At 67.1% G+C, this 13579-nt stretch carries 7 protein-coding genes, 2 rRNA genes, 11 pseudogenes and 2 other annotated features (1 of these 22 only partly in view); of the genes and pseudogenes, 10 read left to right on the plus strand and 10 right to left on the minus strand.

Features of this window, described 5'->3' with window-relative positions; genetic code table 11:
* Positions 1-2543 (minus strand) — a sequence feature (most likely nonfunctional fraction of RNA operon); it reaches 394 nt to the left of the window's first position.
* Between the two features lie 870 nt (positions 2544-3413).
* A pseudogene (locus MCM47_RS44130) lies at positions 3414-3602 on the plus strand (PTS glucose transporter subunit IIA); the annotation flags it as partial.
* A 232-nt stretch (positions 3603-3834) separates the two neighbouring features.
* Here MCM47_RS44130 and MCM47_RS41960 read toward each other — a convergent pair.
* On the minus strand, positions 3835-4470 hold the full coding sequence (locus MCM47_RS41960) for an NUDIX hydrolase (protein ID WP_308222495.1): 636 nt from the start codon (positions 4468-4470) through the stop codon (positions 3835-3837).
* Here MCM47_RS41960 and MCM47_RS28685 point away from each other — a divergent pair.
* Positions 4469-4704, plus strand: a pseudogene (locus tag MCM47_RS28685) (homocysteine S-methyltransferase); the annotation flags it as partial. The gene MCM47_RS41960 and the pseudogene MCM47_RS28685 sit on opposite strands and share 2 nt — an antisense overlap.
* Positions 4705-4873: 169 nt before the next feature.
* Positions 4874-5239: pseudogene (locus MCM47_RS28690) on the plus strand (MIP/aquaporin family protein); the annotation flags it as partial.
* Positions 5240-5463: 224 nt separating this feature from the next.
* On the opposite strand, the pseudogene MCM47_RS28695 reads toward MCM47_RS28690, so the two are convergent.
* Positions 5464-6062 (minus strand): annotated as a pseudogene (locus MCM47_RS28695) (transposase); the annotation flags it as partial.
* Positions 6063-6071: 9 nt separating this feature from the next.
* On the opposite strand from MCM47_RS28695, the gene MCM47_RS28700 reads away from it, so the two are divergent.
* A complete protein-coding gene (locus MCM47_RS28700; RefSeq protein WP_238864602.1) occupies positions 6072-6338 on the plus strand; it encodes a hypothetical protein in 267 nt (88 codons plus the stop codon).
* Positions 6339-6932: 594 nt separating this feature from the next.
* On the opposite strand, the gene MCM47_RS28705 is transcribed toward MCM47_RS28700, so the two are convergent.
* On the minus strand, positions 6933-7160 hold the full coding sequence (locus tag MCM47_RS28705) for a hypothetical protein (protein ID WP_238864572.1): 228 nt from the start codon (positions 7158-7160) through the stop codon (positions 6933-6935).
* A gap of 292 nt (positions 7161-7452) precedes the next feature.
* A pseudogene (locus MCM47_RS28710) lies at positions 7453-7642 on the minus strand (glutamate racemase); the annotation flags it as partial.
* Between MCM47_RS28710 and MCM47_RS28715 the strand changes: the two are divergent.
* Positions 7642-7977, plus strand: a pseudogene (locus MCM47_RS28715) (glycosyl transferase family 2); the annotation flags it as partial. The pseudogenes MCM47_RS28710 and MCM47_RS28715 overlap by 1 nt on opposite strands.
* Positions 7978-8000: 23 nt before the next feature.
* On the plus strand, positions 8001-8300 hold the full coding sequence (locus MCM47_RS28720) for a class I SAM-dependent methyltransferase (RefSeq protein ID WP_238864573.1): 300 nt from the start codon (positions 8001-8003) through the stop codon (positions 8298-8300).
* A 174-nt stretch (positions 8301-8474) separates the two neighbouring features.
* Here the strand turns inward: MCM47_RS28720 and MCM47_RS28725 are convergent.
* Positions 8475-8843, minus strand: a pseudogene (locus MCM47_RS28725) (SPFH domain-containing protein); the annotation flags it as partial.
* 598 nt (positions 8844-9441) lie between these two features.
* On the opposite strand from MCM47_RS28725, the pseudogene MCM47_RS43475 reads away from it, so the two are divergent.
* From MCM47_RS43475 to MCM47_RS44135, 3 genes and pseudogenes are all read left to right on the plus strand, one after another.
* Positions 9442-9537 (plus strand): annotated as a pseudogene (locus MCM47_RS43475) (DUF6643 family protein); the annotation flags it as partial.
* Positions 9538-9648: 111 nt separating this feature from the next.
* A complete protein-coding gene (locus MCM47_RS28730; RefSeq protein ID WP_238864574.1) occupies positions 9649-9858 on the plus strand; it encodes a hypothetical protein in 210 nt (69 codons plus the stop codon).
* 130 nt (positions 9859-9988) lie between these two features.
* Positions 9989-10336: pseudogene (locus tag MCM47_RS44135) on the plus strand (hypothetical protein); the annotation flags it as partial.
* 371 nt (positions 10337-10707) lie between these two features.
* On the opposite strand, the pseudogene MCM47_RS28750 reads toward MCM47_RS44135, so the two are convergent.
* Both MCM47_RS28750 and MCM47_RS44140 read right to left on the minus strand, forming a co-directional pair.
* Positions 10708-10920: pseudogene (locus MCM47_RS28750) on the minus strand (electron transfer flavoprotein subunit beta); the annotation flags it as partial.
* 147 nt (positions 10921-11067) lie between these two features.
* Entirely contained in the window at positions 11068-11343 is a 276-nt protein-coding gene (locus MCM47_RS44140) for a hypothetical protein (protein ID WP_374209224.1), read from the minus strand.
* 388 nt (positions 11344-11731) lie between these two features.
* Here MCM47_RS44140 and MCM47_RS43480 point away from each other — a divergent pair, with 388 nt between their 5' ends.
* Complete coding sequence (locus MCM47_RS43480) at positions 11732-12088, plus strand: hypothetical protein (protein WP_308222490.1); 357 nt, start codon at positions 11732-11734, stop codon at positions 12086-12088.
* Positions 12089-12306: 218 nt separating this feature from the next.
* On the opposite strand, the gene rrf is transcribed toward MCM47_RS43480, so the two are convergent.
* The 3 genes and pseudogenes from rrf to MCM47_RS28775 form a co-directional block, all read right to left on the minus strand.
* Positions 12307-12423: ribosomal RNA gene (gene rrf / locus MCM47_RS28765) — 5S ribosomal RNA — on the minus strand.
* A gap of 81 nt (positions 12424-12504) precedes the next feature.
* Positions 12505-13579, minus strand: a sequence feature (mutual gap in cmsearch alignment for this rRNA model is longer than 100).
* Positions 13168-13242 (minus strand): annotated as a pseudogene (locus tag MCM47_RS28770) (DUF6421 family protein); the annotation flags it as partial. (Overlaps the previous feature by 75 nt.)
* Positions 13481-13579 (minus strand): 16S ribosomal RNA (locus MCM47_RS28775); the annotation flags it as partial.

Below are 13579 nucleotides of genomic sequence, written 5' to 3' on the forward strand. Positions count from 1 at the left end.
GTCTCCCACCTATCCTACACAAGCCGAACCGAACACCAATATCAAGCTATAGTAAAGGTCCCGGGGTCTTTCCGTCCTGCTGCGCGAAACGAGCATCTTTACTCGTAATGCAATTTCACCGGGCCTATGGTTGAGACAGTCGAGAAGTCGTTACGCCATTCGTGCAGGTCGGAACTTACCCGACAAGGAATTTCGCTACCTTAGGATGGTTATAGTTACCACCGCCGTTTACTGGCGCTTAAGTTCTCAGCTTCGCCAGAGCGAACTCTAGCTAACCGGTCCCCTTAACGTTCCAGCACCGGGCAGGCGTCAGTCCGTATACATCGCCTTACGGCTTCGCACGGACCTGTGTTTTTAGTAAACAGTCGCTTCTCGCTGGTCTCTGCGGCCACCCCCAGCTCAGACAGCAAGTGCCGTCACCAGGAATGGCCCCCCTTCTCCCGAAGTTACGGGGGCATTTTGCCGAGTTCCTTAACCATAGTTCACCCGAACGCCTCGGTATTCTCTACCTGACCACCTGAGTCGGTTTGGGGTACGGGCCGCCATGAAACTCGCTAGAGGCTTTTCTCGACAGCATAGGATCATCCACTTCACCACAATCGGCTCGGCATCAGGTCTCAGCCTTAATGTGAGGCGGATTTGCCTACCTCACGGCCTACACCCTTACCCCGGGACAACCACCGCCCGGGCTGGACTACCTTCCTGCGTCACCCCATCGCTCACCTACTACCCCGTTGGGTCACCGGCTCCACCACGTCCCTTCGTCCGAAGACTCCGGGCCGGCTTCACGGGCTTAGCATCAAGAGGTTCAGCGTTGGCGCTTCAAAGCGGGTACGGGAATATCAACCCGTTGTCCATCGACTACGCCTGTCGGCCTCGCCTTAGGTCCCGACTTACCCTGGGCAGATCAGCTTGACCCAGGAACCCTTGGTCAATCGGCGCAAGAGTTTCCCACTCTTGTATCGCTACTCATGCCTGCATTCTCACTCGTATACCGTCCACGACTGGTTTCCACCGCCGCTTCACCCGGCACACGACGCTCCCCTACCCATCACAGCAGGCGTTAGCCCTTCATGCTGCAATGACACGACTTCGGTGGTGTGCTTGAGCCCCGCTACATTGTCGGCGCGGAATCACTTGACCAGTGAGCTATTACGCACTCTTTCAAGGGTGGCTGCTTCTAAGCCAACCTCCTGGTTGTCTCTGCGACTCCACATCCTTTCCCACTTAGCACACGCTTAGGGACCTTAGTCGGTGTTCTGGGCTGTTTCCCTCTCGACCATGGAGCTTATCCCCCACAGTCTCACTGCCACGCTCTCACTTACCGGCATTCGGAGTTTGGCTAAGGTCAGTAACCCGGTGAGGCCCATCGCCTATCCAGTGCTCTACCTCCGGCAAGAAACACGTGACGCTGCACCTAAATGCATTTCGGGGAGAACCAGCTATCACGGAGTTTGATTGGCCTTTCACCCCTAACCACAGGTCATCCCCCAGGTTTTCAACCCTGGTGGGTTCGGTCCTCCACACGGTCTTACCCGCGCTTCAACCTGCCCATGGCTAGATCACTCCGCTTCGGGTCTTGGGCATGCAACTCAACCGCCCTATTCGGACTCGCTTTCGCTACGGCTACCCCACACGGGTTAACCTCGCTACACACCGCAAACTCGCAGGCTCATTCTTCAAAAGGCACGCAGTCACGGCCAGCAGGCAAGCCCACTGACGACGCTCCCACGGCTTGTAGGCACACGGTTTCAGGTACTATTTCACTCCGCTCCCGCGGTACTTTTCACCATTCCCTCACGGTACTATCCGCTATCGGTCACCAGGGAATATTTAGGCTTAGCGGGTGGTCCCGCCAGATTCACACGGGACGCATTTCACCGCTACACCAGGAATTCCGATCTCCCCTACCACACTCTAGCCTGCCCGTATCGAATGCAGACCCGGGGTTAAGCCCCGGGCTTTCACATCCGACGCGACAGGCCGCCTACGAGCTCTTTACGCCCAATAATTCCGGACAACGCTCGCACCCTACGTATTACCGCGGCTGCTGGCACGTAGTTAGCCGGTGCTTCTTCTGCAGGTACCGTCACTTGCGCTTCTTCCCTGCTGAAAGAGGTTTACAACCCGAAGGCCGTCATCCCTCACGCGGCGTCGCTGCATCAGGCTTGCGCCCATTGTGCAATATTCCCCACTGCTGCCTCCCGTAGGAGTCTGGGCCGTGTCTCAGTCCCAGTGTGGCCGGTCGCCCTCTCAGGCCGGCTACCCGTCGTCGCCTTGGTAGGCCATTACCCCACCAACAAGCTGATAGGCCGCGGGCTCATCCTGCACCGCCGGAGCTTTCCACCAACCCCCATGCGGAGGAAGGTCATATCCGGTATTAGACCCCGTTTCCAGGGCTTGTCCCAGAGTGCAGGGCAGATTGCCCACGTGTTACTCACCCGTTCGCCACTGATCCACCCCGAAGGGCTTCACCGTTCGACTTGCATGTGTTAAGCACGCCGCCAGCGTTCGTCCTGAGCCAGGATCAAACTCTCCGTGAATGCTTGCCCGACTGTGCTCGATTAAGAGCTGCAGGCGACACACTCGCGTTGAGCGGCACGGCAACCACCGGAATAGGGCGGCCCCGCGCACTGCGTCCTCGCTGTGTTATTTCAAAAGGAATCTCCAACCCCAGAGAATCTGAGGCCGGAAATGGCGATTGCCTTGAGTTCTCAAACAACGACCAGTCACCCACCTCCAAGAACCCCAAAGGGCACCTCTTCAGTGAGACCGGCATCCTTGAGGCAACTTCCGTTCCCTCAGGACCCAACAACGTGCCCGACACACCCACACCATGAACTCTCTTCCACGCCGAAGCAGTACTAGGAGACATCGTCTGAACTGTGCCGAATAGTCAACGTTCCACCCATGAGCGAGCACTCCGGGACGTTCGCCCGAAGCTGCTATGTGCTCCTTAGAAGGCCCTCCGGGCGCTTCGTTCTTTCGTGTTCCCAGCCTACCAGATGCTTTGCGCTCCGTTTACCGGGGCTTTTCGCATCTGAAATCCGCTGTTAACCGTCGTCTCGCGGCGACTCGACCCACCATAGCGGGTCGCGAGCCGGAGCGCGAATCGCGCCACCCCCGGGGTCACCCGTTCGGCGGGTCATTTGTTGCTCTCGCGAGCATATACAGCAATGGTCCCGATTCGCCAAGATGCCTGTAGAGTGCGGCGCATCGGTGAAGAGGACTAGACCACTGGCGGTCGCCGAGATGGCGTCCGACGTGGGCGGACGGGGTGTGGCTCTTCGCCCTGGTATGTCAGCAGATGTCCGAAGTTGACATGATTTAGGCTTCAGTCGATGTCCTGCCGCAGCTCGCGGCCGCTCGCTGTACTGCGCACTTGGGAGGCTCCACCATGACCACTGTGACGTCACCCGCACGCGTTCGTGGTGGTGGACGCCGACGGGCACGGTGTGCTGACCCACCTCGGTATCGACACCGTGCAGCTGAACGGCGAGGGCTTCGAGCTCCTGGTCACCAAGGGCGCCATGGTGGAGATCCCCTCCGCTGCTCTGCGGGCGCGCTCGATCCTGCAGGAGGTCGAGTTCCTCTCGCTGGGGACCAACGATCTCGCTCAGTACACCGCTGCTGGCCGTCGTGCTGACCGGTCTCGGTGCCTCCAGGCCGATGACCAGCGATTCGGCGATCTCGGGCAGCCGCTCGACGACCTCGTAGATGTCGGAGGAGCCCATCCGGACGCCCTGGCGGTTGAGGGTGGAGTCGGAGCGGCCGTGGATGACTGCCGGAGCGGGTGCGATCCGGTGAGCAGGCCGGCGAGGAGGAAGTTCCACATCATCCAGCCGGTGGAGGTGTACCAGAGGAAGCGGTCGGCCGGGCCGAGGTCGAGGTGGAGGCCGGCCTGCTTGGGTCTCGTAGGATGGTGAAGTCGTACTGGAGGAAGGCGGTGGCCAGCGGGCTGTACTCGATCTTGGCGCGGGCGCGGTCCAGGCCGTCGGCGAGGATGCGGGCGTGGTCGAAGGCCAGCGTGATCGGTGCGGGGCCGGACTCCGTGGCGTGCGGGTCGGCCGCGGTGGGCTCCGGGGCGGGCTCCGTGGTGGGCTCCGGGGCGGGGTCGGGCAGGTCGGGGGCGAAGGCCAGGTAGGCGACCGAGACGACGTGCATCCGCGGGTCGCGGTCCGGGTTCCCGTAGGTGCCGAGCTGTTCGAGGTGGATGCGGCTGAGGGCGGCCTCGGCGTCGGCGGTGCCGTGCAGGCCGGTCTCCTCGGCGAGCTCGCGCGCCGCGGCCTGGTCGAGGTTCTCCTCCCCCGCCCGGAGGAATCCGCCGGGCAGCGCCCAGGCGCCCCGGTACGGCGGACCCTGCTTAGGCTGTGGAGCAGGGGTTCTTCGGTTCGGGAAGGGGCTCGTGGTGGCCGGGGACGACTTCGCGGCGGCACTGGCCGCCGGTCCGCTGGTACTGGACGGCGGGATGTCGAACCAACTGGCGGCAGCCGGGCACGACCTGTCCGACGCGCTCTGGTCGGCGCGGCTGCTGGCGGACGATCCGGCGGCGGTCGCGGCCGTGCACCGGGCGTACTTCGAGGCGGGGCGTCGGCGGCGGGCCGACGGCGCTGGGTGGCCGCGTCGGTCGGGCCGTACGGCGCGGTGCGGGCGGACGGCTCGGAGTACCGGGGACGGTACGGGCTGTCGGTGGCCGAGCTGGATGGCGTTTTGTCCGCATTCGGCCCTATCCGCTCGGTAACTTCGAGTGAAGGGTCACAGCTGCGTAACCCGGCCTTGACGCGAAGGCGGCGCGGGGAGGAAGCTTCCGCATGACGGTCGACATTGTCGAACGATGGCCGAGCAGACCACTCAGTTCCAGGAGAACGAGGAGCCGACCCTGGGCATCTTCTCGACCGGTCCCGAGATCCGGAACCCGATCCAGAACATGCTCACCGAGATCATCGGCACCTTCGTGCTCTGCTTCGCGATCCTCACCCAGGCGGGCAACGAGGGCCTCGGCAAGTCCGGCCTCGGCATCCTGATCGTCGCCTTCACCGTCGTCGGCATCGGCCTCTCGCTCGGCGGCCCGACCGGCTACGCCATCAACCCGGTCCGCGACCTGGGCCCGCGCATCGTCCACTCGCTGCTGCCGATCCCGAACAAGGGTGGCTCCGACTGGTCCTACGCCTGGATCCCGGTGGCCGGGCCCCTCGTCGGCGGCCTGCTGGCCGGTGGCCTCTACAACATCGTCTTCTGAAGCCGGCCATCTTTCCGGAACAGGGCTTCACCCAGCCCGTGCACGGGGACTGACCCGACAGTCAGACCCACCCGAACCTCACCGGCGGGGTGAACGGCGGCAAGCACGTCACCGACGTGACCAACGCGAGCCGCACCATGCTGATGAACCTCAAGCGCGCGACCACGGCCAGCTCGACGAGTTGTTCGGGGGACGGGCCGACGTCCAGGACGGCGGGTCTTGCCGACATACTGTCCGGGGCGGGCGGCCACCAGGTCGGTCTCGGTGTCCAGGATGTCCAGCAGGGTGGTGCGCTCGTCGGCCTTGGCGCCGGTCAACGCGAACGCAACGGGCAGGCCGTGCAGGGTGCACACCAGGTGCAGCCGCAGGCCCAGAAGAACCGCGAATGACTGGCGCAGTATCCGTACTCGGCCCATCCGGCCAGGTCGGAGCGCTTGACCGTCTCGCGGGAGCGGCCGCACTCGATCGGGGTGGAGTCGACCACCCAGACGTTGTCGGTCCACAGGCTGGTGTCGGTGGCCAGCAGCCGGTTGACCCGGGCGATCAGGTCGGCGGCCTTGCGCAGGCGCCGGTTGTAGCCGGACTGTCCGGGCAGGTACGGGAACAGGTGCCGCAGGTGGGAGCGGGCGTAGCGGATCCAGCGGCGCTCGGAGACGTGGCCGAGCAGGGCTTGCATCACCGCAAGCGTGACCAGCTCGGCGTCGCTGAGCTTGGGCTCGATACCGATCTCGGGCCGCCACGGCGCCAGATGCGGCGATTCCTTCAGCAGATCGTCGGTTCTCACGTACAGTGCGGTGGCGAGGGAGTCCAGATCAGGCGTCACAACCGATCTTTGGACTCCCTCGCTTCATGTCATGCGCGCCAGCGAGCCCTTGGCATCGCGGTCGCACTCGGCGGCGTCCTCGGCCAGTTCGCGCTGGCAGCCCTGGACTTCCTCAGCGAGCCGGCCAGCTTCTTCTACGACGGCACACGCCCGATCGGCGCCGAAGAGGTGGGCGACCCGTTCCGCCGGGGCCTCCTGCTGATCGCCCGCGCGACCTCCGAGGCGGAGCTGACGGCAGTGGTGCCCGCCCGGTGTGCCATGTCGTCCTCCGCGTGATCCGCCGCTGCGCCACCCGGCGCCGCGCCCCTCGTTCCGAACATACCCCCTAGGGGTCCCGCGCCCCTGCTCGAGGCGGTCTTCCCCACCCCTCCCGCTCCCGCACCGACCACCAACAAGGACCGCTGATGCGCATCGAGCGACGGATACCCCGGGCGGGTGTCCGGTGATCGAATGGTTCCACGGGGCCGTCCTCGGGCACGCTGCCGATCGGCATCCTGGGCAAGCTGTTCCAGGACACCATCGAAACCAACCTCCGCGACCTGCGGATCATCGGATCCACGCTGATCGTCTTCGGCCGAGGAGGCTGGCGCTGGGTGCTATCACTGGCTCGAACATGAGGTCAGCATCCGTTGCGGCGGTCGTAGTGGGCAAAGGACCGTGGTGCGGCAGTGGCATATGCCGGAGGAATTTTGCCAAGGATCTGCCCAAATCACCCACGAGGGGTGACTGCGCTGTGCCACAGTCTTCTCACCACCCCGGCAGGCCCTCACCGCCCGCCCCAGCCGAGCGATGGAACCGTCATGATCATGCCGAATGCCGCCGACTCCGTGAGCCTCCGGTAGCCCGCGGCTCCCCGGTTCCGGGTTCAGCTCAGTAGAGCTTGGCGCGGAAGAAGTCGATCGGGTCGGTGCGGCGCACCGGTACGCGTAGTGTCCCACTACATTGAGCCCGGGGGGCCACCAGCCGGCCGCCGCGCGGCCGACCCCGGCGGCCGATCCCTGCCGGCCGGACGGTCGGGGCGAGTGGCTGCGCTTCGTTCCCGTCCAACCGCTGTTCCGCGCCCGGGCCGCGCAGCGGCTCGCCGTGCTCGCCTACCACGGTGTGACCGACCCTCGGTCCTTCGGCGCCCAACTGGACCGGCTGCGAAGACTCGCCACACCGGTCTCCCTGGACGCCGTCCAGCAGGCCGTCACCGAGCGCCGGCCGCTGCCTCCGCGCAGCGTCCGCCTCGTGATCTCCGAATTGATCGGAACCGAACGACCGTTCTGGTGGCACGAGGCCGACTTCCTGGCCCGGCACGGCGGGCGCGCCCGTTCCCTGGACTGCGGACACCCCTCGCAGCTGCTCCGGCGGCTCAAGGCGATGCCCGACCCGGACCGGCGGCGCAGCCTGCGGACCGTGCCGATGACCGGCAGCGCGGGCTCCAGCTCGGCCCGCAGGACGGCCAGCGCGTGGACCGAGGCGGTGTTGCAGGCGACCACCAGCGCGTCCGGTTCGAGGGCCGCCGCGGCGCGCGCGCACTCCAGGGCGAGCGCAGCGACCTCCTCGGGCGTGCGCGGACCCCAGGGCATCGAGGCGGGGGCGGATGGTCTCGCGCAGCGCGTACGCCCAGCTGCGGCACTCGGTGCTGCTGCTGGCCGGCACGGTGCTCGGGCTGGCGCTGGTGTACCTGGTGCCGCCGGTGGCGACCGTGGCCGGGGCGGCGGCCGGGCAGTGGGCGACGGCCGCCGCGGGCGGGGCCGCCTGGGCGCTGATGGCGGGAACGTACCTGCCGATGCTGCGCTACTACCGGCAGCCCGCGCCGGCCGCTCTGCTCCTGCCGTTCACCGCGGCGCTCTACCTGCTGATGACGGTGGACTCGGCGGTGCAGCACTGGCGCGGCCGCGGGGCTTCGTGGAAAGGCCGGACGTACTGAGCCGGCTGGGCCACACTGTCCGAATGGACCGCCGAACGATCTCCCGCCTCGCCCATGCCCACCACCCGATCGCCGCGCCGATCGCCGACGAGTCGGTGGCCCGGCTGCTGACCAGGGCCACCGCACGCACCGAGACCGGCCGGGTGCTCGACCTCGGCTGCGGCGAGGGCGGCTGGCTGGTCCGGGCGCTGGCGGCGCGGCCGCGGTGGCAGGCGGTCGGGGTGGACCTGGACGCGGCGGCGCTGACCCGGGCCCGGGAGGTCGCCCTGGCCCTCGGCCTCGACGGTCTCGGCTCGTCGGGGAGGACATGGGGTTCGAGGTAGGCGGCGACGGCGAAGCCGAGGCGCATCTGCATGCCGGAGGAGTAGAACTTCCGCCGTACGGGTACATCACCCTCGACACTGGCGACGAGCATGGTGGCCAGCGGGAAGACCTCGCGCGGGCAGTAGACCTTGTTGAGCAGGCTGAGGTTGTTGGCCAGGCTCAGCGCGCCCTGCGGCCTCGGCCTGCCGGGCCATCGAGCGCTTCATCGAGTCGGGCAGCGCGACGTCCTTGATCTCGACCCGGTCGATGTGCACTCCCCAGCCGACGGCCGGGCTCTCCAGCATCAGTTCGAGCCCGCGGTGCAGGTTCTCCCGACCGGACAGCAGGTCGTCCAGTTCGCTCTTGCCGATGATCGAGCGCAGCGACGTCTGCGCGACCTGCGACATGGCGAAGGTGTAGTTCTGCACGTCGACGGTGGCGAGCACCGGGTCGACCACCCGGAAGTAGACGACCGCGTCGACCCGCACCGAGACGTTGTCCCGGGTGATGCCCTCCTGCGCCGGGACGGGCATGGTGACGACCTGCACGGCGCGGAGCCGGGCTGCTGCGCGAGCGCATCGGCCGCCGGCGAGTCCGGCTGCGACCACGTCGCCACCCACCTCTCCCCCGGCACCGAGGCCGCCTCGGCCGCCCTGCGGGCCGGCTACCTGCGCGCACCGCGCACCGGGATGACCCTGGCCGCCCGCACCCCGGCCGGACCGACCCGACTGACCCCGGCCGACACGCCGCCGTCGGCCTCAACTGGCTGGCCGACCTGCCCGAGCGGGTGGCCCACCGGGGCGCCCTCGTCGCCGAGTTCGGCGCCGCCACGGCCGGCCTGCCCGGCTTGCGCCCAGGCCGCGCCCGCGCAGCCGCTGCCGCCGGCGGGGGCTCGAATGCGCCAGCGCACGCCCCGCCCGCAGAAGTTTCTCCGGCAGTACCCCAACCGTCCACCAGGCCTTCACCCGACGGGCCTTCGCGGACGCCGCCCGAGGCCCGTTCGAGGCCGCAAGCCCCTCCCGTGCTGGCCGGAAGTCGACGCCAGAATGTCCGTTCTTCCTACTTTCGAAGCTTTTGTTCGAGCGAAGACTGTGTAAACACTCGAACTGCTCGGCCTTCCACTCTCCTCAGCAGGCGCATTGTGGGCTTACCGTATGCCCCATGACCTCGCCCCGCTCCTACGACGGAGTCGGCTACCCCTCTCCGTCCTTCTCCTCCGGCACGCCCATCTACGACAGCCTCGTCGCAGAGCGCGGTGTCTGGACGCGCTCAACGCGCTGATCGCCGAGGCGGACCCGGACCACGAGACGCTCCCGATGGAGCGGTTCCGCCCCAACGTGGTGGTCGCGGATCGGCGACGAGGTCGAGGTGCTGGAGGACGGGGCCGAGACCATGGTCGAGCGCCACGCCATGCGGGTCGCCCAGCTCGCCGACCCGTCCACCGAGGAACTCCAGCTGCTCGTACCGGGGCTGCGCCCCCGGGGGCGCCCCCGGGGCTCGACGGCCGCACGCCGGACGGACCCGGTTGCGACGACCGCGCGTTCGACGACCTCGGACCTGACGGCTGCGGACTTGTAGGAGTGGGCTGCACGCTCCTATTGTTACTTTGTGTCGACGGCTTCCTCTTCGCCGCCTGGGTGGTCCGCATCCCCTGCGTCTGGCCGTCGCCGCCCACCCCGACGAACAGGCACCCGGCGTCGACACCGCGGTGGCCGGCCGGCGCAAGCTCCGCCGGCTGCGGACCGAACTCGACCACCGCACACGGCAGTCGGGCCGCCGTGCCGGGTGCGGCCGTGCTCGCGCGGGAGGTCCTGGAGGTCGCCGAGGCCTTCGGCCGGCCGCCCGGGCTGCACCGCCTCGACGACGTGCTGCTGGAGTACCAGCTCAGCCGGCCCAGCGAGGCCAGATCCCGGCTCGCCTCGTCACCACGCTGGCCGAGGCGCGCGAGCTGCGCAGCCCGGCCTTCCTCAAGCCGCCGGGGGACAAGCTGTTCCCCGCCAAGGTGTACCGGGACGGCTCCGGCCTGCCCGGGCCGGACGCACTGGACGACGACAGCCCGGTGCAGGTCAGCGAGGTGGTCCGGTTCCTCCGCGAGTACCGGCTGTTCGAACGCGCGCCCACTCCCCGGCCAGCCGGCCCGAGCGCAGCGCGTACGAGATGCCCTCGCGGGTCCACGGCTCCAGCAGGCCGGCGGCGTCGCCGGCCACCAGCACCCGGCCGCGCGAGCGGCACGTCTTGCGCCGAACGTGCCATTGACCCAGACGATCACAGTGTCCCCTGCCCCTCGACGTAGAGCTGCGGGGAGACCTGCTTGCCGCGCGCGCCGAGCGCGACCAGGACCTTGGGGACGACCAGCTGGTCGGCGAACTCGGCGCCGTCGGCGACGTACACCTTCGCGGCGCCGAACTCGGCGGCCTTGGGGGAACAGATGAACTTCTGGTCGGCGAGGAACGCGGCGAGCTGCTTGCCGCCCTCGCCCTCGTCCTTGACGACCGTGCCCGCGGTGCGCGCCGGACGCGCCGCCACCGACTCCACCGCCGTCCAGGCACCCGCCAGACCGACCTCGTCCGCCTCGATGCCCAGGTCGTCCAGGTCCAGGGACTGCACCGGCTTCTTCTTCGCCGCCATGATCCCCTTGAAGATCCTCAAGCTCACGGCCTGTCTCCTGTACTGGTCTCGTCCGGCGGCTGCGGCTGTGCAAGCGGGCGCGAATACGGCACGCACCCGCTCCGGGCAGCGTGTTCCCGTGCCGGTCCGGAACTCCCTGGCAGCATACTCGCCAGTAGCTCAGTGGTCACTACTGGCCAGTAGCTTACGCCGCCGGGCCCGGCCCGGACGCCCCGCCCGGAGGCCCGGACCGCCCGGAACACCTCCGGACCGGACCCCGCCGGCGGAACGGCCCGCACTGCCGTCGTGGCCCATCCTGCCCCAGGCCGCGCCCGACACCGTCGCCCGGCAGGGCTGGCAGAAGGCCGTCGAGAACTGCACCAGGGTGGCCCGCTCCCCCAGCGGACCGCCCAGGTCCGCCGCCGACAGCCGAACCGCCCCGTCCTTCGTGCGCACCGAGCAGTCCTGGTCAGCAACCACATCAGCTACCTGGACTTCCTCTTCGCCGGCCTCGGCGCCTACCGGGGCGGCAAGCGCAAGACCCGCTTCATGGCCAAACAAGCGGCACGTTCCGGTCACCATCATGATCGGCGAGCCGATCGAGCTGTCCGACACCGACAAGCCCGTCATGGTCACCCGCCGGCTCCGTGGAAACCTCCGTACTCCATCGGTCAACCAGACGGTCCGCTCTTCATACTCCGTGTGACCGATCGGCGCCGGAGCGTCGCGTGTCGCCCGCTCGCCCGCACTCTCCATCTGCCACAGTGGCAGCTCCCCGGGGGCCTCGTCCCGGGGCAGCACCGACCCGACGGCCAATCAGACCCAGTACAGCGACCTGTACCTGATGAGCCCGGACGGCACCAACGCCCAGCGGCTGACGTTCCTCACCAACGACAAGCCGTACTCCGGGTTGGTCACCGATCCGGCATGGTCGCCCGACGGCAAGCAGCTCGTCTTCTCCTACCAGACCAGCGCCACCGGCCAGCCCGCCAACAGCCGGGCCTTGTACGTCGTCAACATCGACGGCACCGGCCTGCGCCGGCTCACCCCCTGGGAGCTACGGGCCGGCGACCGGGCCAGCTGGTCCCCCGACGGCACGCAGATCGTCTTCTCTACGGTGCCGCCGCCTACTCCCCCGACGGCACGTCGATCGCCTTCACCCAGGCGCCGGTCAACGGCAGTGCCGAGCTGTACACGATGAAGAGCGACGGCTCGAACGTCGCTCCGCTGACCAACAGCCCGGACCGCTGGGAGAGCCGCCCCAACTGGGGCACCGCGGTGTGGACACCGCGCGGCTGACTCTGGGCCGGAACTCGGTCGGGCACGGCATCATGCCGTGCCCGACCTGCTTTCCGGACGTGCTCGGAAATGCGAAGAACCCCCATCCGGGAATCCGGACGGGGGTTCTTCAGAAGAATTGTTCGGCGGCGTCCTACTCTCCCACAGGGTCCCCCCTGCAGTACCATCGGCGCTGTGAGGCTTAGCTTCCGGGTTCGGAATGTAACCGGGCGTTTCCCTCACGCTATGACCACCGAAACACTATGAAACTATCCGCCGCCCACCCGCCAAAGCGGTGGGGGTCGTTGTTTCAGAACAACACAGTGGACGCGAGCAACTGAGGACAAGCCCTCGGCCTATTAGTACCGGTCAACTCCACCCCTCACAGGGCTTCCATATCCGGCCTATCAACCCAGTCGTCTACTGGGAGCCTTACCCTCTCAAGGAGGTGGGAGTGCTCATCTCGAAGCAGGCTTCCCGCTTAGATGCTTTCAGCGGTTATCCCTCCCGAACGTAGCCAACCAGCCATGCCCTTGGCAGAACAACTGGCACACCAGAGGTCACCCACCCTCAGCAGCCCCAACGGACCACCTCAAGTAGGGCCGGCACTGAGACAACAGCCATACGGCCGTTCCCTCAGGACCCAACAACGCGGCTTTCACACCGGCCCTCCGGGCGCTTCGTTCTTTCGTGTTTCCAGCTTATCAGACGATTTCTGCTCCGTTTTCCGGAGTTTCACTCACCCGACTTCGCTTTCCGCTTGTCACCGCTCTCTCGCGGCGACTCCGGAACTGTACGGGGAGCGACCCGCCACATGCAAATCGCCCCGCCCTGCACCGGCAGGACGGGACGATCCGCGGTCGAGGCGGCGTCAGCTGCGGCCCATCTCCTCGGAGACTGGACCGAGACGAAACGCATCTTCGACGCCAGCTGCATCGAGGTCTTGCGCAGGAACTTGATGTTCCGGACCTTCTCGGGGTTGAGCACGACCACGCACCGCGGCTCGGCCTCCAGCTTCACGGCCTCCTTGAAGGTCGTGAGGTCGCAGCGGAGCTCCTCCAGGCCGTACATCCAGAACCTGGGGAATGCACGTGCATGTAGTGTCCTCCCCATGACCACCGCGACCGTGACGACACCTGACGATCCATCAACCGGCGCGCCCAGTTGGGCACCCCGCCTCTGGGGCACCCTGATCGTGCTCTGCACCGCGATGTTCCTCGACGCCCTGGACACCTCCATGGTGGGCGTCGCCCTGCCGTTCCGTTCTTCACACACCAGGATGCACGTGCATTCGGCGCTTGCATATGCCATTTGCATAGGAGGTGATCCAGCCGCACCTTCCGGTACGGCTACCTTGTTACGACTTCGTCCCAATTTCTCGGGCCCCGTGCTACTTGGGAGATGAGCAAGCAAG

Origin of the sequence: Kitasatospora sp. A2-31, from assembly GCF_022288725.1 — a bacterium.
In the GTDB taxonomy this organism is placed as follows: Bacteria; Actinomycetota; Actinomycetes; order Streptomycetales; family Streptomycetaceae; genus Kitasatospora.